At 63.2% G+C, this 21,203-nt stretch carries 22 protein-coding genes; 2 read left to right on the top strand and 20 right to left on the bottom strand.

Annotation, left to right across the window (positions count from 1 at the left end):
- From FDP28_RS08485 to FDP28_RS08445, 9 genes are all read right to left on the bottom strand, one after another.
- Complete coding sequence (locus FDP28_RS08485) at window positions 1-969, bottom strand: NAD-dependent epimerase/dehydratase family protein (RefSeq protein ID WP_144660521.1); 969 nt, start codon at window positions 967-969, stop codon at window positions 1-3.
- Between the two features lie 58 nt (window positions 970-1,027).
- A complete protein-coding gene (locus FDP28_RS08480; RefSeq protein WP_144660519.1) occupies window positions 1,028-1,996 on the bottom strand; it encodes a cyclase family protein in 969 nt (322 codons plus the stop codon).
- Window positions 1,993-2,247 (bottom strand): hypothetical protein, encoded by a 255-nt coding sequence (locus FDP28_RS08475; RefSeq protein WP_144660517.1) that lies wholly within the window; start codon window positions 2,245-2,247, stop codon window positions 1,993-1,995. The genes FDP28_RS08480 and FDP28_RS08475 overlap by 4 nt, the downstream gene beginning before the upstream one ends.
- 10 nt (window positions 2,248-2,257) lie before the next feature.
- Window positions 2,258-3,595: a TRAP transporter large permease subunit gene (locus FDP28_RS08470; protein WP_144660514.1), complete on the bottom strand. Its 1,338-nt coding sequence runs from the start codon at window positions 3,593-3,595 to the stop codon at window positions 2,258-2,260.
- Between the two features lie 97 nt (window positions 3,596-3,692).
- Window positions 3,693-4,484: an NAD(P)-dependent oxidoreductase gene (locus tag FDP28_RS08465; protein ID WP_144660512.1), complete on the bottom strand. Its 792-nt coding sequence runs from the start codon at window positions 4,482-4,484 to the stop codon at window positions 3,693-3,695.
- A gap of 109 nt (window positions 4,485-4,593) precedes the next feature.
- Entirely contained in the window at window positions 4,594-5,226 is a 633-nt protein-coding gene (locus FDP28_RS08460; protein ID WP_144660510.1) for an RraA family protein, read from the bottom strand.
- A 34-nt stretch (window positions 5,227-5,260) separates the two neighbouring features.
- Complete coding sequence (locus FDP28_RS08455; RefSeq protein WP_144660508.1) at window positions 5,261-6,262, bottom strand: tripartite tricarboxylate transporter substrate binding protein; 1,002 nt, start codon at window positions 6,260-6,262, stop codon at window positions 5,261-5,263.
- A 45-nt stretch (window positions 6,263-6,307) separates the two neighbouring features.
- A complete protein-coding gene (locus FDP28_RS08450; RefSeq protein ID WP_144660505.1) occupies window positions 6,308-7,810 on the bottom strand; it encodes a tripartite tricarboxylate transporter permease in 1,503 nt (500 codons plus the stop codon).
- A 2-nt stretch (window positions 7,811-7,812) separates the two neighbouring features.
- A complete protein-coding gene (locus FDP28_RS08445) occupies window positions 7,813-8,316 on the bottom strand; it encodes a tripartite tricarboxylate transporter TctB family protein (RefSeq protein WP_144660503.1) in 504 nt (167 codons plus the stop codon).
- Window positions 8,317-8,453: 137 nt separating this feature from the next.
- Here FDP28_RS08445 and FDP28_RS08440 point away from each other — a divergent pair, with 137 nt between their 5' ends.
- Together FDP28_RS08440 and treS are read left to right on the top strand one after the other, a co-directional pair.
- The gene (locus tag FDP28_RS08440; protein WP_144660500.1) at window positions 8,454-9,254 is read left to right on the top strand and encodes an IclR family transcriptional regulator; all 801 of its coding nucleotides are present in this window, start codon (window positions 8,454-8,456) and stop codon (window positions 9,252-9,254) included.
- A 172-nt stretch (window positions 9,255-9,426) separates the two neighbouring features.
- Entirely contained in the window at window positions 9,427-11,724 is a 2,298-nt protein-coding gene (gene treS / locus FDP28_RS08435) for a maltose alpha-D-glucosyltransferase (RefSeq protein WP_144660498.1), read from the top strand.
- A gap of 77 nt (window positions 11,725-11,801) precedes the next feature.
- Here the strand turns inward: treS and FDP28_RS08430 are convergent, their stop codons facing one another.
- From FDP28_RS08430 to FDP28_RS08380, 11 genes are all read right to left on the bottom strand, one after another.
- Window positions 11,802-12,521: a hypothetical protein gene (locus tag FDP28_RS08430; protein WP_144660495.1), complete on the bottom strand. Its 720-nt coding sequence runs from the start codon at window positions 12,519-12,521 to the stop codon at window positions 11,802-11,804.
- The gene (locus FDP28_RS08425; RefSeq protein WP_186313559.1) at window positions 12,511-13,011 is read right to left on the bottom strand and encodes an RNA polymerase sigma factor; all 501 of its coding nucleotides are present in this window, start codon (window positions 13,009-13,011) and stop codon (window positions 12,511-12,513) included. Before FDP28_RS08425 ends, FDP28_RS08430 begins: the two co-directional genes overlap by 11 nt.
- Before the next feature lie 141 nt (window positions 13,012-13,152).
- Window positions 13,153-14,088, bottom strand: a complete 936-nt coding sequence (gene ppk2 / locus FDP28_RS08420) for a polyphosphate kinase 2 (protein ID WP_144660491.1) — start codon at window positions 14,086-14,088, stop codon at window positions 13,153-13,155.
- Window positions 14,089-14,163: 75 nt separating this feature from the next.
- Window positions 14,164-14,700, bottom strand: a complete 537-nt coding sequence (locus tag FDP28_RS08415) for a GNAT family N-acetyltransferase (RefSeq protein ID WP_144660488.1) — start codon at window positions 14,698-14,700, stop codon at window positions 14,164-14,166.
- Window positions 14,701-14,718: 18 nt separating this feature from the next.
- On the bottom strand, window positions 14,719-15,729 hold the full coding sequence (locus FDP28_RS08410) for a YdcF family protein (RefSeq protein ID WP_144660486.1): 1,011 nt from the start codon (window positions 15,727-15,729) through the stop codon (window positions 14,719-14,721).
- Between the two features lie 58 nt (window positions 15,730-15,787).
- The gene (locus FDP28_RS08405; RefSeq protein ID WP_144660484.1) at window positions 15,788-16,438 is read right to left on the bottom strand and encodes an alpha/beta fold hydrolase; all 651 of its coding nucleotides are present in this window, start codon (window positions 16,436-16,438) and stop codon (window positions 15,788-15,790) included.
- Window positions 16,439-16,453: 15 nt separating this feature from the next.
- Window positions 16,454-16,858 (bottom strand): rhodanese-like domain-containing protein, encoded by a 405-nt coding sequence (locus FDP28_RS08400; protein ID WP_144660481.1) that lies wholly within the window; start codon window positions 16,856-16,858, stop codon window positions 16,454-16,456.
- On the bottom strand, window positions 16,855-17,670 hold the full coding sequence (locus FDP28_RS08395; protein ID WP_144660479.1) for an IclR family transcriptional regulator: 816 nt from the start codon (window positions 17,668-17,670) through the stop codon (window positions 16,855-16,857). The genes FDP28_RS08400 and FDP28_RS08395 overlap by 4 nt, the downstream gene beginning before the upstream one ends.
- Window positions 17,671-19,287: a beta-N-acetylhexosaminidase gene (locus tag FDP28_RS08390; protein ID WP_144660477.1), complete on the bottom strand. Its 1,617-nt coding sequence runs from the start codon at window positions 19,285-19,287 to the stop codon at window positions 17,671-17,673.
- Entirely contained in the window at window positions 19,284-20,192 is a 909-nt protein-coding gene (locus tag FDP28_RS08385; RefSeq protein ID WP_144660474.1) for a carbohydrate ABC transporter permease, read from the bottom strand. Before FDP28_RS08385 ends, FDP28_RS08390 begins: the two co-directional genes overlap by 4 nt.
- Entirely contained in the window at window positions 20,189-21,169 is a 981-nt protein-coding gene (locus FDP28_RS08380; protein WP_144660472.1) for a carbohydrate ABC transporter permease, read from the bottom strand. Before FDP28_RS08380 ends, FDP28_RS08385 begins: the two co-directional genes overlap by 4 nt.
- Between the last annotated feature and the right edge of the window lie 34 nt (window positions 21,170-21,203).

Below are 21,203 nucleotides of genomic sequence, written 5' to 3'. Positions count from 1 at the left end.
TTACCCTTCGGCGAGGCTGAGTTGTTTGTTCCCGATGAGCCACTGGACGGACTCATGAACAGCCTGCTCCGGTTCATACCGCGGCGCATAGCCCAACAGCGACTTGGCTTTCTCGATGGTCAGGCAGTGGTTGCGGGACAAGTGCGCCCAGCTCGCCTCGGCGTGCTCCCGGGGTGTGTTCCGGCGGAATTCCTCCCAGCCCACGGTTTCAAACCGCGGTTCCTGGCCGAACCAGGAAGCAGCAAGCCCCGCAAAGCCCCGTACGCTCAAAGCTGTCGGCGCAACGATGTTGAAGTCTTCGCCGGCCGCGGCTTCGCGTCGCTGGATCGCCTTTTCAAACGCTTGGGCGACGTCGTCTGCATGGACGTGGTGCATCAATTCCGTGCCGCTCCCGGGCATTTGCACTGTCTGCCCGGCGGAGATCTTCTGCCAGACAGAGGGATCGAAATTGCCCAACGGTCCCACCGGATGCCAGCCGGGACCCACAATGTGGCCAGGATGCAAGGATGTGGTGACCAGGCCGCCCGACGCCGTCTCCTCCTTCAGCATGCGGGCAATGTCGCGCTTCTGGATACCGTAGTCGTCCGTGGGTTCCAAGGCGGATTGAGAGCCCTCCGCTATTGGCAACTTGATGCTGGCGCCATACCGCCAAATGGATCCACAGTGGAGGAGATGTCCCACCCCGCCACGGAGCCGACCTACCAGCGCTGTGGCGGAGTCGAGCGTGAAGCACAGCAGATCAACCACGACGTCGGCACCCAGTCCCGCTATGCGGTCGCCGAAGGTGCCTGCCAGGTCCTCGTGCGTACGGTCCGCTGTCACCTGGCGGACCTGCTGCCACTCGGGGGAATCCGTGTACGGCGCCCTGGTCCCCCGGCTGACGCTGATCACCTCGTGCCCGCCACGAACAAGCCTGGGCACCAGGAACGAGCCGATGTGGCCACTGCCGCCGATGACAACGATTTTCATGGCTTCCCTTCATCTCCGGGGTAGAGCTGGGAGTTCCAGAGTAGCCGGGCTAGCCGCTTCAGAGCAGGGCTATGGCATTCGCCGGCGAACCAGTGCCTCCAACGATGTTGAGCGGTTTGATGCTGACGAAGGCTTCCCACGTGCCCGTGGTGCGCATGTGCCGGGCCAAGGGTCCGAGCTTCCACAGTTCGCCAAGCGGCATGCCCAGTTTGGCCAGGAGTTGCTGGTGCATCATCCCGTTGTCATTGGGAGCCGATTCCAGGAAGGGGCTGTCCGGCACAGCCGGCAGGCACTCGAAGGCGAAGTTGTCGGCAGCCAGAACCGAGAGCCGGTTGTCCCAGGCCCAGGCCACGAACTCTTCGCTCTGTGCAATTCCGGTTGCTTTCCGGCTTGCCCGCACCCCCTGCTTCTTGTCCGATGGCAGCCCGAGGAACCACTCGCACCAGCCCGTATGCAGCATGAGGATGTCCCCCGGTTCCAACGCGAGCGACTGCGCCTCAACAGCGCTTTGGATCAGCTCCAAGCCAAGGGGTTCACCGGCTTCGTGGTCGATCGGCGCCCCGGCAGCAGTTCGGTAGCCTTCAAGGTCCACCAGCACACCCCTGCCGACGATGGGTTGCTCTGCCCACTCCTGGATGCCCAGCTCTGCAGTACCTTCGCAGACCAAGCCGTCCGGGGTGCCGTTGTAGAAGCCCACGTCATCCGCCCGGCGGTGCCTGAGTCCGTCGATCTGGGTGGAACCTTGCAGGTAGTAGCCGTCCAGGTAGTCGTCACGGTGGGCCGGATGTGCCGAGTAGATGATGTGCCGTGGAGCGCCGCGCTTGAGGGACATGCCGGGGTCGAACGCATCTGCCGCGTAGTCCAGCCCAAAGACCCCACCGGTGCGGATGCAGTCCTTGGCCGAGAGCACGGCCTCAGGGGTGATGAACGACGGCGTTCCGCGGTCCTTGTCGGGGAACAGGTTCCAGGAAGTGCCGGCAAGTTGCCCCTCCCGCTGGAGCAGTTGGGCATATGAAGGGTAGTTCATCGCGTGGTCGCTTCCTGTTTCACGTCCGCACGCTGCGGGCTTTTGTAGCTGAGCAGGAACCCGGCCACGGCGCACACCGAAGCCGCAATGCACATGCCGGGCTTGAAGAACTCGTTGAGGAACGCCAACCAACTGCCCTGGCCCACAACCAGGCCGAGGGCCTGGCCGGCCACGAACAACACCCCTCCTGCCAGAAGCAGCCCGAGGGTAATGACGAAGACTGCCTGGACGGATCGTCGCAGCTGTTGCATGGGTATTTCCTTAGATGGGAAGGACGCCCAGGATGATCAGCACACCGATACCCAACAAGGGCAGGGCATAGTGCGTGAGGAGCCTGGAGAAGGTCTTGATGGGATTGACGTCCGCGATGCCGCACGCCACGTACAACGGTGCCCCGCCCGGCGGGACCGCAGCTTCGCAGGAGGAGAAAACCAGTACCGCCACAGCCGCCGTCGTTGCCGGAACACCGGCGGCCACAAGCGTAGCGACGCCGACAGTTCCGACGGCGGCCATCGTCGCCGTCGCGGACAGCGGCGCAGCGACGGCGATGACGATCAGCCCGATCAGGATGGCAAGGAGCCACAAAGGCAGATTCATCTGGCCAAGCAACGCCGTCATCTGCTTCGGCAGCCCGGTGGCGGCCAAGGCGTTGGCACCGGCAAACGCGAACACCACGGTAATGCCCACGACGCCGAACCGCGGCGCTGAATTCTGCAGGAGGTTCCACCAGGCCCGCCCGTTCCGGGGGAGGGACTTACGGCCCAACAAGGCGCCGGTGATGATGAGCACCACGGGAATCCACACAATAATGCTGAGGGATTTGGTGACGTCTCCTCCTGTCCAGTCGGACAACGCCGAGGCGATGGCGCCGGAGGTGATGATCAGGGGAATTGCCACCACTACAAAGAGGAGCAGCGTTGCCCAGCCCTGGCCGAAAGCCGTGCGGACAGCCAGGCGGTGGGCAGGATCCAGTGGCGCCATTCCGCTCTTGCGAACCAACAGCCACGTGACAATCAGCCGGTGCAGGAAGCACCACAAACCGCCAATCAACAAGGGCAGCACGAGGTCGTTCACGTTCAGCAAAGGTCCCACCGTGGCGGATCCCACCAGCACGAACATGGACGCACTGAATGGGAACGTGATGCCCATGCCCGCGTTGCCGGCAACAAGTGTCGCTGCTGATGGCTTATCCAGCTTGGACTTTTCCATCCACGGAATGGTCACCGAGCCCACGGTGGCGGCGATAGCGGCTTGGTTGTGGACCACCCCGCCAAGCCCGGCGGACGCGACCGTGGACACCCAGGCCGGGCCGCCCTTCACCCCGCCGATCAGTGAGTTCAACAGATCGATCAGCTTGTCGAGTACGCCGGTTTTGTCCAACAGATAGCCCATGAACACGAAGGCCATGGTGGCGTAGACAATCTCATCGGTGACGGCCGAATAAAGCGATGACCAGCCAACCTGTGCCGCGGCAGCGCCGGTGAACGGCAACACCACCAGGAAACCGATGATCATGGCTTCCCCGACGCTGCGCTTGAACAGCGTGGTCCAGAGCAGGATCGCGGCGAGGTAGGCTCCGAGGGCCCAGATGCCGATCATGGTGCTGCTCCTGACAGGGATCGCGTTTCCGCTGAGTACTTCATTGTTTCTCTAGTCCCGATTCTTCCTGCTGTATCCGTGAGCGCAATACTGCAGCTCAGCGCACTGCCGCCACCGGCTCTACCGCTTCGCTGGCAATCCGTGTCAAAGCCGCGGCTGCCGCCGTCGTCATTTCGGCTGGAACCTTCAGGTCGTCCGCAAGGAAGCTCGCGGTGTCCTGCATTTCCTTCGACCGGCGCTGCGCATGCTTTGCCGTTCCTACCAGGAACCGATCGATGACGGCTTGGCCGTCGCCGGCAAGCTGACGTGCGATCTGGTCCCGGATCCAGCCCTCGAGCCCGGCTGCCCGGCCCGCGGTGACGGCCTCAACCACCACCGATGCCAGTCCCTTCATCAGGACGCTCCGCAAAAGCTTATGCGCCATCGCAGCGCCCGGTTCGCCGTCGGCAATTTCGACGTCGGCACCCAGCGGAGCGAGCAGAGCGGCTACAGCCTCGGAGCCGGGGCCGCTGACCATCAGCGGAGTCTTGGCGCCTTGCGTAGGAACCGGACCAAGAATCGCGACGTCGGCAAAGTCCGCCTCGGAGGGGATCCGGCTCAATTCCTGCATCACGTGCGGTGAAGAGGACGTGAGGTCCGCATAGCAGCTGCCCTTGGCCAGCAACGGAAGGCATTCCGCTGCGACCGCCGGGGCTGCCGCTGCTCCCGTCAGGACCAGGACGACGTCGGCTCCCTGGCAAGCTTCCGCAGCGGTGGAGGCGCGGACGACGCCGGCCGGGGTGGTGGGCGCCACGGGGTCGAAACCCTTGACCTGGTGACCTGCGGCAACCAGTGCCGATGCGTAGGTGGCTCCGGCTTCTCCGAGGCCAATAACGGTGCAAACTGTCATGATCTTGTCTTTCGTTCGGGGTTCAGGGCTGGAGCTTCAGCGGGCACGGCGACAGGGACCTGCCGGGCCGGGAGGTTCGGCCAGGCAGGTCAAGCCGTGGTGCGGTGCCTTATTTTTGGCGGTTCGCGATGATCGCGGCGCGGCGGTTGCTTTCGTCTGCGAAGACGGTTTCGGCAGCATCGGCGACGGCGGCCGCCTGCTCGCGGGGAACGACCACCACGCCGTCGGAGTCGCCGATGATGATGTCTCCGGGCAGCACGGGAACGCCGCCAAAGGAGACGGGGGTGCCAAGTCTCGAAGGACCGTTCTTGTAGGGGCCGGCCGGCGTGATGGCTCGGGCGAAGACGGGCATCCCGATCTCGCCCAAGGCCTCGGCGTCCCTTGCAGCGCCGTCGATGGCAAAGCCTGCGATCCCCAGGTTAATGGCCCGCTCGCCGATCAGTTCGCCAAGAAGGGCCCTGGATTCATCTCCTCCACCGGCAACCACAATGACGTCGCCGGCTTGGGCCAGCTGGAGGGCCCGGTGGATGCCTTGGTTGTCTCCGGGGCGGGTCCAGACGGTGAAGGCCGGTCCAGCCAGGCGTGCGCCGGACCAGATTGCCTGGATGGCCGAGTCGGCGACCCCCAGGCGGTCCATGGCATCGCCGATGTTGGCTGCGGGCAATTTCGCGAGGCGGCCAAGAACGTCATGGTCGGGGCGGGGGAAGTTCGTATCGAGGTCTTCGAGGACGGGAGTGGACATGGTGTGTCTTCTTTCTAAATGGTGCGGGGACCGGCTAGTCCTTCTTCTGGACCATCGGCAGGACCTTCTTGAAGCCGTCTTCCTGGGAGGCCCAGAACTGCTTGTAGTCCGCGCCGTTCAGGTAGCTCGTCTCGAGGCCCAGGTCCTTCATCTTTTGGACCACAGTGGGATCCTCGATCGCCTTCTGCAGGGCTGCTTCGATCTTCTTGGCGACGGCGTCGGGCAGGCCTGCCGGTGCGGAATAGCCACGGACCGTGCCTGCTTCAAGCTCGTAGCCGGATTCCTTGAACGTGGGGACGTCCGGCAGGGACGGAGCGCGTTCCGCCGTCATGACGCCGAGCACCCGGGCCTTGCCCTGCTTCGACAGGTCGGTCACATCGCTGACGTTGGCCACCAGGATGTCCACGTGCCTGCCCAGGAAGGCAGTGGTTGCCTGGGACGCGCCCTCGGAGAAGTGCACGGGGGCGAACTCGGCTCCCGTGGTTTCCTGCATCTGCGCGAGTGCGAAGTGCTCGCCGGTCTGGAGGCCCGTAGTGCTGGCCGTCATGGACTTGGGCTTTGCCTTCGCGGCGTCAAGGAGTTCCTTGAGCGTTTTGTAGGGGCTGTCCGGCTGGACCGCGATCACGGTGGGGTCGATCACCTGGCGGCCCAGCGGCTGGAAGCTTTCCCGGGTGTACTTGGCACCACGGGCCGGGTCCAACGGGGAAACAACCACGGACGGGGAACCGGTGGCGCCGATGGTGTAGCCGTCCGGCTTGGCACTGGTCAGCTGCGTGTAGCCGATCTGGCCACCGGCACCAGGCTTGTTGATGACCTCGACGTTGGTGCCAAGTTCCTTTTCGAGGATCGGCTGGACCAGTCGGGCCGCAGTGTCCACGGCTCCACCGGAGGAGAAGGAAACGATCAGGTCGATCGACTTTCCCTTCTTGGGGAAATCGTCTGCTGTGTTGTTCGCGGCACCGGCGTTGGCACCACAGCCCGTGAGGGCCATCAGGGTTACGGCAGCGAAAGCTGCGATCACGCGCGTACGGGGCATGGTTCTTCTCCTTTGAAGTATGGGTTGGGGGTGAGTGGTTGCGGTTTAGGTTTCCGGGTCCTCGGTGAGCGCCTTCGGCTTGCGCAGCTTCAGGAGCGGGCTTAGGACGATCAGCAACCCGATGCCGATGAGCACCACCGAGATGGGACGGTTGAGGAAGATTCCGAAGTCGCCCTGGGAGATCTCCAGCGACTCACGCAGCGAGCGCTCCATGAGGGGACCCAGGACAAGCGTCAAGACCATGGGGGCCAGGGGGATGTCGAGATGCCGCAGGGCAAGGCCGAGCAAGCCGAAGGCGATCATCACAAAGACATCGAAGACGTTGAAGTTGATCGTGTAGGCGCCGATCACCATGAAGAGAAGGATCAGTGCGGTCAGGATCGGTGCAGGCACCCGGAGGATCGAGGTCCACAGGCCTACCAACGGAACGTTCAGGAGCAGCAGCAACAGGTTGCCGATGAAGAGGCTGGCGATGATGGCCCAGGCGATCTCGGAGTGCTCGGTGAAGAGGGTCGGCCCCGGAGTCAGTCCCTGCTGGAGGAACGCACCCATGAGAACAGCGATGGTCGGCGACGCCGGGATACCAAGGGTAAAGAGGGGAATCAGTGCCGCGTTGGCGTGGGCGTTGTTGGCCGTCTCAGGGCCAGCGACTCCCTCAATGGCACCCTTGCCCAGTTCGTTGCGGTACTTGGAGAACTTCTTTTCCGCACCGTAGGCCAGCAACGAGGACACCGAGCCGGTCATGCCCGGGATCAGTCCCAGCCCGAATCCGATGCCGGTTCCGCGTGCCATCGATGGTGTGCTGCGGCGCCACTCGGTCCGGTTCGGGAGCAAGGAGCGCAGCCCCGGAGCGTGCACCACCGACGTGCTGGTGTCCTTGCGGTAGGAAAGGATCTCGGACAGGCCGAAGACACCGACGATCACGGCTACGAAACTGACGCCGTCCAAGAGGTTGTCCGAGCCGAAGGTGAAGCGGGGTGCGCCTGCCACGGGGTCGATGCCGATCATGGAGATCAGCAGGCCCAGGGCACCGGAGATCAGCGCTTTGACCATGGACTTTCCGGCGAGCGCCACGAGCAGCGAGATTCCCACCACCATGAGGGCGAAGAACTCCGGCGGCCCGACCAGCAGGCCCATCTCGCCCAGTGGCTTGGCTGCGGCCACGAGGCCCAGCGTGGCTATGGTTCCGCCCACGAAGGACCCGACGGCGGCGATGGTCAGTGCCGCTCCGGCCTTGCCGATCTTGGTCATCGCATAACCGTCGATCGTGGTGATCGCCGAGGCCGCTTCCCCGGGAGTGTTCAGCAGGACGCTGGTGATGGTTCCGCCGTACGCCGTCCCATAGAAGATGGCACAGAGCATGATGATGGCGCCGGTCGCGTCCAGGTTCATGGTCAGCGGGATGAGGAGGGCGACGCCGGCCACCGGCCCGATTCCGGGCAGCACGCCAATGATGGTGCCCAGGAGGCATCCGAGGAAGGCAAAAATCAGGTTCTGCCACGTCATGGCGGCAGCGAAGCCGCCCATGAGTTCGTTGAGTGTATCCACGGCTAGAGTCCGATCGAGTTCAAAAGGGGAATGCCCGCCGTCGGCAGGGAGACGTTAAGTCCGTAGTTGAAGGCATAGAACGCTCCGAAACTGCCGGCCACCGCGATGATCAGCGAGGAAACCCAGCCGCGGCGTCCGCGCACCTTCAGGTGGTAGAGCAGGAAGAGGAACATGCTCAGTTGGAAGCCGATGAGGTCGAGCACTGCGGCCAGGACCGCGAGGCTTACGACGACGGCGATCACCAGACGCCCGTCCACACCGTCCGGCGTTTCGCTGGGGCTCCGGAGCTCCTGGAGGAGCCACAGGACAGACATGGCCACCAGCAGGACGCCCATGGCGAAGGGGAACATTCCCGGCCCGGGGCCGAGGGTTGTCCAGAGGCCCAGCTCAATGGAGCTGACGAGTACGTAGACGCCCACTACGACGAAAGCGCCGATACCCGTGAGCACCGACTTCGCTATGCGCCCCTTGAGCCGGGGCTCGGCAATAAGTGACTCCGTTGTCATGGTTTCCTTCTTGCGATTGGTGTTGCCTACATTCTGTGGATTTAGATTTCACAGAATGAAAGAGTATTGCGTATGGAGAAATAGTGACAGGAGACACATGGCCTGTCAAGCGCAAGCAACTTACATAGAATGGAAGGATGACCCTGAGCTCCACGCACTCAGCCACAGCATCCGAGGACAGCCCCAAGGCCGCCAACATGCGTTCCCTCTCCAGGGCCATGGAGGTTTTTGCCGAGCTGCAGCGGGCCGAACGTCCCCAAAGGCTGAGCGATCTCGCCAGGACCTGCGGCATGAGCCTGCCCACCACTCTCCGCATCCTGCGCGTCCTTCAGGATTTCGGCATGGTGAGCCAGACCGACAAGTCGTACCGCGTTGGCCCGGCAGTCCTTCCCGCGGCCCGCAGCTATCTGGAAAACGATCCCTTGGTGGTCGCTGCCCGTCCGATCCTCCAGCAGGTTGCCTCGCAAACTGGACTTACTGCCTCGCTGTACACCCGGCTCGGCTTCGAACGCATCCTTGTAGCCCGCGTCGACGGCGAATCACCGCTTCGCTACGACCTTCCCCTGGGTAAACGCCTCCCGCTGACGGTGGGCGCTGCAGGGAAGATCCTTCTGGCATCAGCCTCGGAGACTGAACTGGAGCAAGCGACGGCAGCTGCAATCGGCGCGGGCCACGAGAAGGACACCTTCACCATTGAAGAACTCCGCGGGCGGTTGCCGGAAGAAGGCAGCGACTACGCCTACTCCGAAGACGAACGTGCCACCGGCGTCCTTTCCATAGCCATTGCCGTTCCGCATCGGAGTGGCCGGCCCAGTGAGTCCATTGCCCTGACAAGCCCCGTGGAGTCGGCCACGGAACCGGCGTTGCGGGCCGCGGTGCCGGAGCTCAGGCGGGCGGCAGGGCGTCTGTCAGAGGTGTTGGAAGGCTCTGTCTACTAATAGGCTGGCGGCAATGAAGCCTGAGAAGGCATGACTCACTTCTCCTTGAGGTCGACAAACAGCTGCCAAGGATGCTTAGCATGATTACGCCGGGTACTCCCGGGTACGTGACCTGTTGAATGACCCCTCGGACGGTCGGCGCTGATGCGGCGGCCACGTAAAGGAGAATGCTGTGCGGGAGCCTGTAGTCAACGAGAGCGCGGCAGAAGTCAGCGCTGGTCCAGCCGAAACACAGGTGGAAACGCAGGATGAACCCCAGGAAACCGAGGAAACGGCCACAGAGTCACCTGAGATCACGTTTGACGAGCAGTTCTACCCTGCCCGCCCCAAAGCGCTCCGGCCGATCGCCCGCCGTCGTCAATTTTTTGCCGCGCGTCCCTCGCTGGAATTCGACGGCCTCAACAAGACGTATGTCGACTGGCTGAGAAACCAGTCCATGCTCGGCGACGCCAACACCATGGCGCGGCAGCTTTCGGGCCAAGCCAGCATGTGGCAGAACTCGTATGCCAGGCCCAATCCCCGGGCCGCTGTGGAACGCGCACCAGTCTGGTTCACCGCCTATCCCCTGTCCTTCATCACCAAGGGCGGGCAGTCGTTCCTGTCGGCACTTGGCGATCCGGAGCTGTGGGACGCGTTCAGCCAGATTGGCATCCGCGGGCTTCATACTGGGCCGGTGAAGCTCGCCGGCGGCATCCGTGGATGGTCGCAAACCCCCAGCGTCGACGGGCATTTTGACCGCATCAGCATGGCGATCGACCCCGCTTTCGGTACCGAGGAAGAGTTCCGCCAGATGTGCGAGGTCGCCGTGGAGCACGGTGGCACGATCATCGATGACATTGTTCCCGGCCACACCGGCAAGGGCGCCGACTTCAGGTTGGCCGAAATGAACTTCCGGGACTACCCCGGGATTTACCACATGGTGGACATCCCGGAGGAAGACTGGCATTTGTTGCCGGACGTCCCCGAGAACGAGGACTCGGTCAACATCAGCCCGGAGGCAGAACGGGCCCTTCAGCAGGCGGGCTACATCATCGGCCGGCTGCAACGTGTGATCTTCTACGAGCCCGGCGTCAAGGAAACCAACTGGAGCGCCACCAAGGCGATCATCGACACCACCGGCAAGGCACGCCGCTGGGTGTATCTCCACTACTTCAAGGCAGGCCAGCCGTCCATCAACTGGCTTGACCCCACTTTCGCCGGCATGCGCCTGGTGGTCGGTGATGCCCTGCACTCCCTGCTGGATCTGGGCACGGGAGCGCTGAGGCTGGACGCCAATGGCTTCCTTGGCGTCGAAAAGAGCGCCGAGGAAGAACCGGGCTGGTCCGAGGGCCACCCATTGTCCGAGGCAGCCAACCAGCTGATTGGGTCCATGATCCGCAAGGTGGGTGGGTTCTCTTTCCAGGAACTCAACCTCACCATTGACGACATCAAGGCACAATCGGAGTCGGGCGCGGACCTTTCCTACGACTTTGTTACCAGGCCCGCTTACCACTACGCCCTGGTGACCGGTGATACCGAGTTCCTGCGCCTAACCCTGAAGCTCGCCATGGAGATCGGGGTAGACCAGGCGTCCTTGGTCCACGCGCTCCAAAACCACGATGAGCTGACCTACGAACTCCTGCACTTCGCAGCCGGCCACCGGGACGACATCTTCGAACTGGGCGGGGAGGAACTCACCGGCGCCGAAGTGGCCGAAAAGGTCCAGGACACCATGCGCGAACGGCTCACTGGTGAAAACGGTCCCTACAACGCCGTCTTCACCACCAACGGCATCGCCTGCACCACCGTCAGCTTCCTCATGGCTGCGCTGGGTATCAAGGACCCGGACGCCATGACGCCCGAGCAGGAAGCCCAGGTGTTGGACGCCCATGTCCTCCTGTCCATGTACAACGCGCTGCAGCCGGGCGTCTTTGCACTTTCGGGTTGGGACCTCACCGGAGTCACCGCCCTGGACCGGGCGACCGTCGGCGAGCTGACTTCCCAAGGCGATACCCGTTGGATCAACCGCGGAGCCCACGACCTCATGGGCACCAGCCCGGATGCAAAGACCTCCTTGGCCGGCATGCCCCGGGCCCGCAGCCTCTACGGCGCCTTGCCGGAGCAGCTCAAGGACGAGAACTCCTACGCCCGCCGCCTCCAAAAGATCCTTACGGTCCGGGAAGAGTCCGGGATCGCCACCAGCACCCTGCTGGATGTCCCGGACGTGTCCAACCGCGGCCTGCTGGTGTTGGTCAACCAGCTCGCAGACGGAGCTGTGCAAGTGACGGTCCTGAACTTCTCCGACCAGGACATCGCCGGCAGCATCCAGTCTGCCTACCTGGTACCGGGCGCGACAGTCCAGGATCTGTTCAGCGGTGAGGACGTGGGCCAAGTGGACGATCTTGGCAGCTTCTTCCTGGAGCTCGGCCCCTTCCAGGGCACGGCACTGCTGTTGAAGGACGCGGTTTCGGAGGACGAGGCCACCGAGTAGAGCCCTGGCGCTCCGCGAGTTGGCATTTGCTGACAATGTTTCCCAAGAACATTGTCATCAAATGCCAACTCGCGGGTCTATTTCGAGGGGAGCCCTACCCAGCTCTGGACCAGAAACGGCGAACCGTCGGGAGAGCACTCGCCCACGTCTGTGTTCTCCGGGGAAAGTCCTCCGCCGAAGGAGAACTGCTGGCCAATGCTGATCGACGTTCCGTCCGGCAAGACCACCCCGGATCCGGTCACCTTGGTGCCGTGCGGGAAGATCAGGCCGCCGGAGTGCCCGTCGGGGTAGACGCCGGCCAGGCATCCGCTGCTGTTCAGGCCAAGCGTTCCCACGTTGAGCGCGTCCATGAAGATGTTGACGCCTTCATCCGTGGAGACAGCCGCCTTGTTGCCGTTGCCGCCGACGACGATTTCGGCAGCCCCCGTTGCCGCTTTGGCGTCAACGATTTCGGGTAGTCGTGGAGCCCCGGACGAATCCGTCTCCGGTGCGGCAGCGGACTGCGTAGCGGCGGGTCGGGCCTGCTCAGCGGGTGGCGATGGCAGGGAGGAAGCCACGACAACACCAGCCATAACTGCTGCAGCCGCCAACCCAAACCCCGCTGCCAGTCGCCAACGTCGCTGCGGTGGCCGCTTGTGGAATTGCTCAACGGATCCACCGACAGCCAGTTGCACCGCATCCGTGGACATGACGGCAAGGCTCTTTTCCCGGCTTCGGGCCAGTTCCTCTTCCGTAACCGCGGCGGCGGGATCGGCTGCAGCCAGGCGTTGCAGGTCCAATGACTTCTTAGTGCTCATTGCCAACACCTTCCGCAATGTTGTCCGCCGCAAGCAGTTGGCCGAGTTCCTTGCGCGCCCTATGCAGGCGCATCCGGACTGCCGTGGCAGTGACGTGGAGCAGTTCCGCTGCTTCGGCTGACGACAAGCCATCCCAATACGTCAGAAGGAGGACCTCCCGGTCCTGCGGCCTGAGCTTGTCCAGCGCTTCCTGCACGGCCCCCTCACCGGAATCCGGTGTTGAGGTCCTCTGCCGCTGAAGCTCCTGCGCGAGGTTGAGGGACCGAATGTGGGTGCGGTTGTGGTTTCGGAGGACATTCCGGGCTATGCCAAACAGCAGCAGCACGGATAGTTCGTGGTCCCGGGACTTTTCCCAGGCGATCCGGAAAACCTCGGCACACAGGTCCTCGGCCTCGGTTGCTCCGTCGGTGCGACGCCGAAAGTAGCGGTAGATCTTGTCGTGACCGGCCGCGTGGGACGCCAGGAAACGCTGCTCCCTCGCTTGGTCCACGCGATCCCCTCGCTCCGTCTTCACGCTCATACCCGATTAATGTCCGGCAGTCAGAGAAATGTAACGGAACTTTCAGGAAAAGCGCACGACGTCGACACTCGCCGCCTCCACAAGGCGGGCGGCCGCCGTCGTGCTTTGGCGTTAGTCGCCTACGGCGTCGCGTCCGCGGCGGACGATCAGCGGATCGGCGTCGTAAACCACCGTGGTGTCCTTGTCGGCGTAGTCGAACTGGTTGAGGAAGAAACGCATGGCGTTGATGCGGCCGCGCTTCTTGTCGTTGGACTTGATGGTGATCCACGGAGCGTGGTCTGAATCCGTATGCAGGAACGTCTGTTCTTTTGCCTCGGTGTACTCGTCCCAACGATCCAGCGAGGCCAGGTCCATCGGTGAGAGTTTCCAGCGCCGAACGGGGTCGATCTGCCGGATTGCGAAGCGGGTACGTTGCTCCTGACGGGTCACCGAGAACCAGAATTTGGTCACGTGGATGCCGGCGTCCACCAGCATTTTTTCGAACACCGGCGCTTGACCCATGAAGGTGTCGTATTCCTCCTCGGTGCAGAAACCCATCACGCGTTCCACGTTGGCCCGGTTGTACCAGGAGCGGTCGAACATCACGATCTCGCCGGCAGTAGGAAGGTGCTGGATATAGCGCTGGAAATACCACTGGCCCTGCTCGCGGTCGGAGGGCTTGGCCAGCGCAACGGTCCGGGCCGAGCGCGGATCCAGATGCTCCGTGAAGCGTTTGATGGTTCCGCCCTTGCCCGCGGCGTCCCTGCCCTCGAACACGATGACGTGCTTCAGGCCCAGATCCTGGCCCCAGTACTGGAACTTCAACAACTCAATCTGGAGGCGGTACTTCTCGATCTCATACTCGTCACGGGTCATCCGCTCCTCGTAGGGGTATCCGTCGCTCCAGGTCTCCACGGCCGATCCACCGGGATCGATGAGTTCAGGGTCTTCCCCTTGGCCTCCGCTGATGGTGTAGCCAAGTTCAACCAAGTGGTCGATGGTCTCGCGCAGGTTGTCCCTGACCCACCAGTTGTCCAGCGATGTGGACAGGGGATTTGCCTCCGTCATGCGGTCCTCCTGCTCAGCGATGTTCTCGCAGAACGCTAACAACGCTTGGTGACGGGAGGGTGAACAAGCCGGCCCTTAGCTCCGGGAGGCCGGAACATCGATCCAGTAGCGGCGAAAGAAGCGTCCCTTCTCGTCCGTTCGCTTATCTTCGAGCACACCGCCCGCACGCTCGATGGTCCGGGCCGAGGCCACGTTCGCGTCATCGCAGGTCAGTAGAACACGGTCCGGTTCATCCCGGCCCTCCAATTGTGAACACAGTTCCTGCAGAGCCCACGATGCAGCGCCGCGGCCACGATCCGAGGGCCGTACTCCGTAACCGATGTGGCCCCCCGAATTCAGCAGCGCTGGAGTGAGGTGGTGACGGAACGCGATGGCCCCCACATAGCGCGACCCCTCGGTGATCCAGAGGTACGTGCAAGGAACGATGCCCCGATCCTCTTCCACATGCTCCGCATCCCTCAGCTGCCGGACCCAGGCAGCGAACCCTTCAGCTGTGGTGACGTTCCCGGCCATGAAAACTCCTGCGCCATCCTGGTGGGCGCCTTCCCACTCAGCGTGGGATTCAAGGAACGACTGGTGGAAGGAGACATCGGGAGCAACGAGGGTAAACATGCACCGAGCCTAGCCGGACTACACCACCGGCGAGTTCATCAGGGCAACCGTGATGAGCAGGGCAATACCGAACATCGGCAGGCAGAGGACAACATTGGTCCGACGGTTGTCCCGCATCACCGCGACGAACTCGCGAAGGAACGCGCTGGGCACGAAATACCTTGCCGTTGGGGCACCGACCACCTCAGCACTGATCTTCTGCCGGCGCGACAGGAGCGCTGCGCGGAGCACATGGTAGTTGTTGGTGCACACCAGCAACGGACCCTGGATTCCCTTCTCTGCCAGCAGCGCCACCGAATAGGCCAGGTTCTCGCGGGTGGTGGTGGCTTTGTTCTCCTCCAAGACATCTGCAGCCGCTGCTCCCTTCGCCACCAAATACTCCTTCATCGCAGTGGACTCGGGCCTGGGTTCGTCCGGGCCTTGACCCCCGGAAGGTACCAAAACGGGCCTGACCGGGGCGACGCCGTCGTAAATTTCCAAGGCCTTATTCAAGCGAGCGGCGAGCAACGGCGGCACGTTGCCGTCGATCAGGCCCGACCCCAAGACGACGACGGCGGCAGGGTTCGGACTGTGGCGCATCCTGGAATACACCAGCGCGTAGCCGAGGAAGACAACGAAAGCGCATCCCAGGTAGGCGCAGAGGAAGAAGGCCAGGGCCGCGATGCCGGCCAGGATGGGTTGCCCGCTCAGCACGAAAAGGAAAGCGACTACGGGGGCCAGAAAAACGGTCAACCCCACGGCGAACGGCAGGAAGCTGGTGATCCCGGGGCCTTCGCGACGGACCATCGTGACGCCGTTCGCGATCAGGAAGGCGGCGAAGACGAAGATGCTCACCACGGGAACAACGACAACAACGAGGTTCAGCCACTCGAACAATGGGTTCAGGTCAATCAGGAAGTCCAGGAGCGCCTGCAGCAGGAACCAGGCCGCGACCAAAAGGAAGACGCCGTTGCGGAGCCGTCGCCGATCCGACTGGTAGGAGGCCAGGAAAAACCCCGCAAAGATAAGGCCAAGGACCAGGTTCAGCATGGTTCAAGCCTATTCGGTGTGGCCGGGCGGCGATGGCAGAGCTGTGGCTCCCGAGGAACTACCGGCCCTCTGCAACCTGCCGGGCGAAGTCGTTCAAGGCTCCGGCTACAGCCTCGGGGTGGCTCAACGGAACATAGTGACCGCCCGGGATCTCAACCGGTTCGGCGCCCAGCCGGTCGCGGATTTGGCGCCTCATGAACGACGGCGGGAAGAACAGATCGTCGAGGCACAGAATCCCCAAAGTCGGCACGTCCGGACGCTGTCCCGGCCACGGCGCTGCCATCCAGGCACCCTGTTGGTCGCGCTCCTTTTCCATAGCGTGGCCGGCCAAGTCATCAGGGACCAGGTTGAAGTATGGCTCTTCGGGAATGGTTTCCCGGTCATGCCCCGTGTTGGTCCACCAGTCCCCGAAAGTCTCGCCAGGCAGGGGAATCATCGCCGAGAGATACACCAACCCATCCGAGTGGAGTGCCTCGCAAACCAAGGGCGCGGTGAAACCACCCAGGGAGTGCCCCACCACGATGGTGTTTCTGGCATCGCCAACTGCTTTCGTCACTACACGGGTGTAGTCCTCAAGTCCGGCCCCGGGATCTTCGATGGGCAGATCGACGGCCACCACGTGATGCCCGGAGGCTTCAAGAAGAGGCCTGACCAGATGCCAATCCCACGCCGTGGAACCGCCCCCGTGAATCAGTACGAAAACTGCCACGCCGCCCCCTTCACATCAGGCCTTGTGCGCTGTCACCAGCGGATCCGGCTCACGCTGGACCACGCCCGCGGAAGTTTCCACCGGCAACCCGTTCCGGATCCAATACTCGATGCCACCGATCATTTCCTTGACCGGGTAGCCCAATTCCGCGAAGGCGAGCGCAGCGAAAGTACTGCCATTGCAGCCCGGACCCCAGGAGTACACCACTACCTGCGAACCAGCCGGGACCAGCCCGGGAGCAAGCTCCGGAATGCTGGCGGTGGGGATATGTACGGCATCAGGAATATGTCCGTGCTCCCACGACGATCGCCGTCGGGTATCCACGACCACCAATGAACCGGGTTTCGACTCCGCCACTTCCATCACGTCGATCTCGCATTGGAGCTTGGCGCGGAAGAACTCTGCAGCGCTCATGCTCATGCGAGTTTCGCCAGCTTCGCAGACGCCCGGCGCGAACCGAGCTTGGCGGAAATCCGGAGGCTGGTCTCCGCCGCCATCGGCCCCACTTCCCGAACCCGCTTGGCAGTCATCCGGGAAGACAGCGAAGATACCGAAAGCGCAGCCACCACGTGATCGTCATGCCCGAAGATGGGCGCCGCCACGCAGCGCACCTCCGGCTCGTTCTCCCGATCGTCGATGGAATAGCCCCGCCGTCGTATGGCTTCGAAGTCGGCGCGCAGCAGTGCCGGATCAGTGATGGTCTTGTCAGTGAGCGGCACCAAGTTGCCGGCCAGGATCGGTCCCACCACTTCTTCCGGGCTGAACGCCAACATGGCCTTGCCCACCGCCGTGCAGTAAGCGGGCATGGTGGCGCCAACCCGCGAGGCCATGCGCACCGTGGCCTCGTCTTCCACCTTGTCCAGATAGACGACGTCCTGCCCGGAAAGCACCACCAGGTGGCAGGTGCTCTCCGTAGCACGCATGAGGCTCCGGAGCTCGCCGTTGGCAACGCTGCGCAGGTCCACACGATCCAGGTAGGACTGCCCCAACCTCAGGCAGCCGTGTCCCAGACGGAACTTTCCGGTCTCGTGGTCACGCTCCAGCAGGTTCTCTTCGAGCAATGGCGCAGCCAGGCGCAACAAGGTGCTCTTGTTCAATCCGGAGAGCCGGGTGAGCTCTACGAGCGCCAGCCCATCACCATCGCCAGGTTCCTCGGCCACCACCGTCAACAGAGCCAGTGCTTTGCGAAGTGACGCCGAAGAATTGCGGGCGTCCTTGCCTTCAGTAGTCACTCAGTTCCTCACGAGCTGCTCGGCATCGTAATCACGTTTCCAACCCTCGACGCCGGGCCGCTGCTGCCACGGAGCGGGACCGGACAGCGGCCGGTATTCCACCCCCATGGCCTCGAGCCGTGCCAGGTGTGCACCTGTGAGCCGGGTCAGGAACCCATCGTAGTCCCGGTCCTCGGGGTTGGACCAGAACACTTCCGAGATGGCGCTGAGGCGCGGGAAGGCCGCAAAGTGCACCCGGCGGGGCGAGTCGAGGTGCTCGGTCCAGATGTTCGCCTGGGCGCCGAGCAATCGTCCCGGCAACCCCTCTGCGGAGAGTCCAGGCAGCGGATCGAACTCGTAGACGGCCTGCAAGGTGGTCACGAACCCGACGGGTACCGGCTCGTCGTCGCCATCGGCTTGCCGGTGGTCGAGGTAGAGCTTGTGTTCGGGGCACATCACAACGTCGTACCCCTTGCGGAGCGCATCGATGCCACCGTCGTACCCACGCCAGGACGCCACGAGCGCGCCGTCCGGAAGTCCGCCGTCGCCGATTTCGTCCCATACGGAGGTGGCGCGGCCGTGCCGCTGAAGATGCTCCGCCAGCTGCCCGACGAACCAGCTGTGCAGGCCCGAGACATCGTCCAGGCCAAGCGACTCCGCCTTCGCGCGAGCGGCAGCACTGGACTGCCATTGGGAGAGCGGAACTTCGTCGCCGCCCAGGCTTATCCACGGGGAGGGGAAGATCTCCACGACTTCGTCCAGGACATTTCGATAGAACTCCAGGGAGGTTTCCGAGACCGAAAGGACCGTGTCATTGATACCCCAGCGCGTCCACACCTCCACAGGTTCCGCGCCGTCGGCTGGGCCCTCGCCCAGCTCCGGGTACGCTGCGATTGCGGCCTGACTGTGGCCGGGGACGTCGATCTCCGGGATGACGGTGATGTGCCGCTCAGCGGCGAACGCCACGATCTCGCGGAGGTCGTCCTGCGTGTAGAAGCCACCGTGCGGTCGACCGTCGAAGACACCGGCACGCCAGGAACCAAGCGATGATTCGCGCCGCCACGCCCCGATTTCAGTCAGCTTGGGGTAGCGGTTGATCTGGATCCGCCACCCCTGATCGTCCGTCAGGTGCAGGTGGAGGACATTGAGCTTGTGCATCGCCATCACCTCGATGAACCGCAACAGGTTGTCCTTGGGCATGAAGTGTCGCGCGACGTCCAGCATCGTCCCGCGATAGCCGAACCGCGGCTTGTCCTCCACAGAAACCCGCGGAACCGACCACGCCGAACCCACCGCTGACTGCCGGAAAGCCTTCGGTCCAAGCAACTGCAACAGCGTCTGCGCAGCGTAGAACGCGCCGGCAGGTCCACCGGCAGAAATTACGACGGCGTCACCCACCTTCAAGCGGTACGCCTCGGAGTCGAGGTCCGGGTCCAGCAGGAAGCGGATGTGCGCGTCGTCGCTGGCTGCGGCAGTCAGATCCCAGCCCGTCGCCGCGCCCAAAGAACGGGCAAACCAACGGCGGGGACCGCTCAGTTCAGGGTCGGCACCCAAAGTAGTACCGGCGTCGAGCGTCAACTCGCCGTGCCCGGCCGAGAAGGACCAGGGCGCCGGGACCAACTGGTGAAGCGGGCTCATCCCTTCACCGCCCCGGCCAGACCGGACACAAGCTTGCGCTGGACGGAGACGAAGAAGATCAACACAGGAATGGTCATGATGACCGAGCCGGCCATGATGGCTCCCCAATCGTTTTGGTCGGGCTTGAAGAACGTCAGCAGTGCCATGGGCAGCGTCTGGTTCTCCTGGGCGGAAATGATGAAGGTCTTGGCGAACAGGAAGTCGTTCCATGTGGAGATGAACGAAAAAACCGAACACGCCACCACACCCGGTGCCACCAACGGGAACAGGATGGAACGGACAAAGCGGAAGCTGCCGGCACCATCAAGGCGTGCCGCTTCCTCCACCTCAACCGGCACGGCCGCCACGAAACCGCGCAGCATCCAGATGGCAAACGGAATGCTGAAGCCCACATGGACCAGCACCAGCGAACCCAGCTGGTTCAGGCCGACCAGCGGAATGGCTTCGCCCGCGTTGCGGAGCAGAAAGAACAACGGGATCGTCAGGGCTTCAACTGGCACCATCTGCGAGACCAGGATGATGATCAGCAGCTTGGTCCGCATCTTGAAGTTGTACCGGGTCAGCGCCACAGCCGCGAGGAACGCCAGGATCGTGGACAGCACCACAACCACCAACGCCACAATCACGCTGTTGAGGAAGTATTGACCAAAATTGTTGACCCCAAGGACGCGCCCGAACGAGTCCAGCGACGGTTCCAGCGTGAACGGGGCTGCGTCACCGGCGTCGAGAGCGGTTTTGGGCTTCAGCGCGGAAAGCACCATCCAGAACAGCGGGAAGGCCACAATCAGCGCGATGACGATCGCCGCGACGTCGGCGCCGAAACGGCGCTTGCCGTTCTTGCGGAACTTCTGCTGGTTCTCTGCCGCTGCTTGCGGCGCAAGCGGTGAAACGTCGACGGCGGTCACAGGGCTTCTCCTGTTCGCTTGAGGATGCGGAGGTAAACGAGGGTAATGACCATCAGCAAAGCAGTCATGATGACCCCAAGGGCCGAACCAAGCCCGTACAGGCTCGCGGCGAAGGCCTGCTGGTAGCCGTACACATTGAGGACCAGGTTCTGGCCCGCGATGCCGCCACCGTTGGTCATGATGTAGATCTGCGAAAAGATCTTGAAGTTCCAGATGATCGACTGGATGGTCACTACGATCACGATTGGGCGGAGCATCGGCAACATGATGCTGCGGGCGATGCGGGGCATGGATGCGCCGTCGATCCTTGCGGCTTCGATGACCTCTGTCGGGATCGCCTGGATGCCCGCGTAGACCGTGACCAGGACGAACGGGAACGAGCACCACACCACTTCGCTTGCTACCAGCCCGAAGGCCGACCATTTGTCGTAGGTCCAGGAGTAGCCCTGGAACTGCGTCAATCCGATGGCGACCAGCGTCTTGTTGACCAGTCCCAAGGTGGGTTCGAACAGGAACAACCACACGGCACTGCCCGTGACCGCAGGCGTGGCCCAGGCGCCCAGCGAAACCACAAACAACACCGATCGGACCCAGGGTCGGAGCCTGGTGGCCAGCACTGCAAGAGAACTGCCCACCAGCAACGTGAAGACCACACAGGCGGTGGCGAAGACCACGGTATTGCCTAGGACGGTCCAGAACTGCGGATCGGCGAAGAGCTTCTGGTAGTTCTCCAATCCCACGAATTTCAGGGGTGCTTTCCCACTAACCTGGGCCTGGCGGTAGTCGTACAGGGAGACGTTGATCAGCTGGAAGATCGGGTAGCCGAGCAAGGCAATCAGGACAATGAAGGCCGGTGCCAGATAGAGCCAAGGCTCCAGACGCCCCCGACGGCGGGAGGCGCGTGCCGCCGTCGTCGTGCCTTTGCGTGGGGTGCCGCCCTGCGGCGCTTCAGGCAAAACCGGGGTGAGGGCCGTCATGCTGCGCCTTCGGTGCGTGATGGGGTGCAGCGCA

The sequence above is a fragment of the Paenarthrobacter nicotinovorans genome (assembly GCF_007670255.1).
In the GTDB taxonomy this organism is placed as follows: Bacteria; Actinomycetota; Actinomycetes; order Actinomycetales; family Micrococcaceae; genus Arthrobacter; species Arthrobacter nicotinovorans_B.
This window is presented reverse-complemented; position numbering and strand designations above follow the sequence as displayed.

Excerpts from the sequence above, each read along its gene's own strand:
- FDP28_RS08470 (WP_144660514.1), bottom strand. The coding sequence starts at position 3,595 with ATGATCGGCATCTGGGCCCTCGGAGCCTACCTCGCCGCGATCCTGCTC.
- FDP28_RS08455 (WP_144660508.1), bottom strand. The coding sequence starts at position 6,262 with ATGCCCCGTACGCGCGTGATCGCAGCTTTCGCTGCCGTAACCCTGATG.
- FDP28_RS08400 (WP_144660481.1), bottom strand. The coding sequence starts at position 16,858 with ATGAGCATGAGCGCTGCAGAGTTCTTCCGCGCCAAGCTCCAATGCGAG.
- FDP28_RS08410 (WP_144660486.1), bottom strand. The coding sequence starts at position 15,729 with ATGCTGAACCTGGTCCTTGGCCTTATCTTTGCGGGGTTTTTCCTGGCC.
- ppk2 (WP_144660491.1), bottom strand. The coding sequence starts at position 14,088 with ATGACGGAGGCAAATCCCCTGTCCACATCGCTGGACAACTGGTGGGTC.
- FDP28_RS08445 (WP_144660503.1), bottom strand. The coding sequence starts at position 8,316 with ATGACAACGGAGTCACTTATTGCCGAGCCCCGGCTCAAGGGGCGCATA.
- FDP28_RS08440 (WP_144660500.1), top strand. The coding sequence starts at position 8,454 with ATGACCCTGAGCTCCACGCACTCAGCCACAGCATCCGAGGACAGCCCC.
- FDP28_RS08475 (WP_144660517.1), bottom strand. The coding sequence starts at position 2,247 with ATGCAACAGCTGCGACGATCCGTCCAGGCAGTCTTCGTCATTACCCTC.
- FDP28_RS08430 (WP_144660495.1), bottom strand. The coding sequence starts at position 12,521 with ATGAGCACTAAGAAGTCATTGGACCTGCAACGCCTGGCTGCAGCCGAT.
- FDP28_RS08465 (WP_144660512.1), bottom strand. The coding sequence starts at position 4,484 with ATGACAGTTTGCACCGTTATTGGCCTCGGAGAAGCCGGAGCCACCTAC.
- FDP28_RS08460 (WP_144660510.1), bottom strand. The coding sequence starts at position 5,226 with ATGTCCACTCCCGTCCTCGAAGACCTCGATACGAACTTCCCCCGCCCC.
- FDP28_RS08485 (WP_144660521.1), bottom strand. The coding sequence starts at position 969 with ATGAAAATCGTTGTCATCGGCGGCAGTGGCCACATCGGCTCGTTCCTG.
- FDP28_RS08380 (WP_144660472.1), bottom strand. The coding sequence starts at position 21,169 with ATGACGGCCCTCACCCCGGTTTTGCCTGAAGCGCCGCAGGGCGGCACC.
- FDP28_RS08480 (WP_144660519.1), bottom strand. The coding sequence starts at position 1,996 with ATGAACTACCCTTCATATGCCCAACTGCTCCAGCGGGAGGGGCAACTT.
- FDP28_RS08415 (WP_144660488.1), bottom strand. The coding sequence starts at position 14,700 with ATGTTTACCCTCGTTGCTCCCGATGTCTCCTTCCACCAGTCGTTCCTT.
- FDP28_RS08390 (WP_144660477.1), bottom strand. The coding sequence starts at position 19,287 with ATGAGCCCGCTTCACCAGTTGGTCCCGGCGCCCTGGTCCTTCTCGGCC.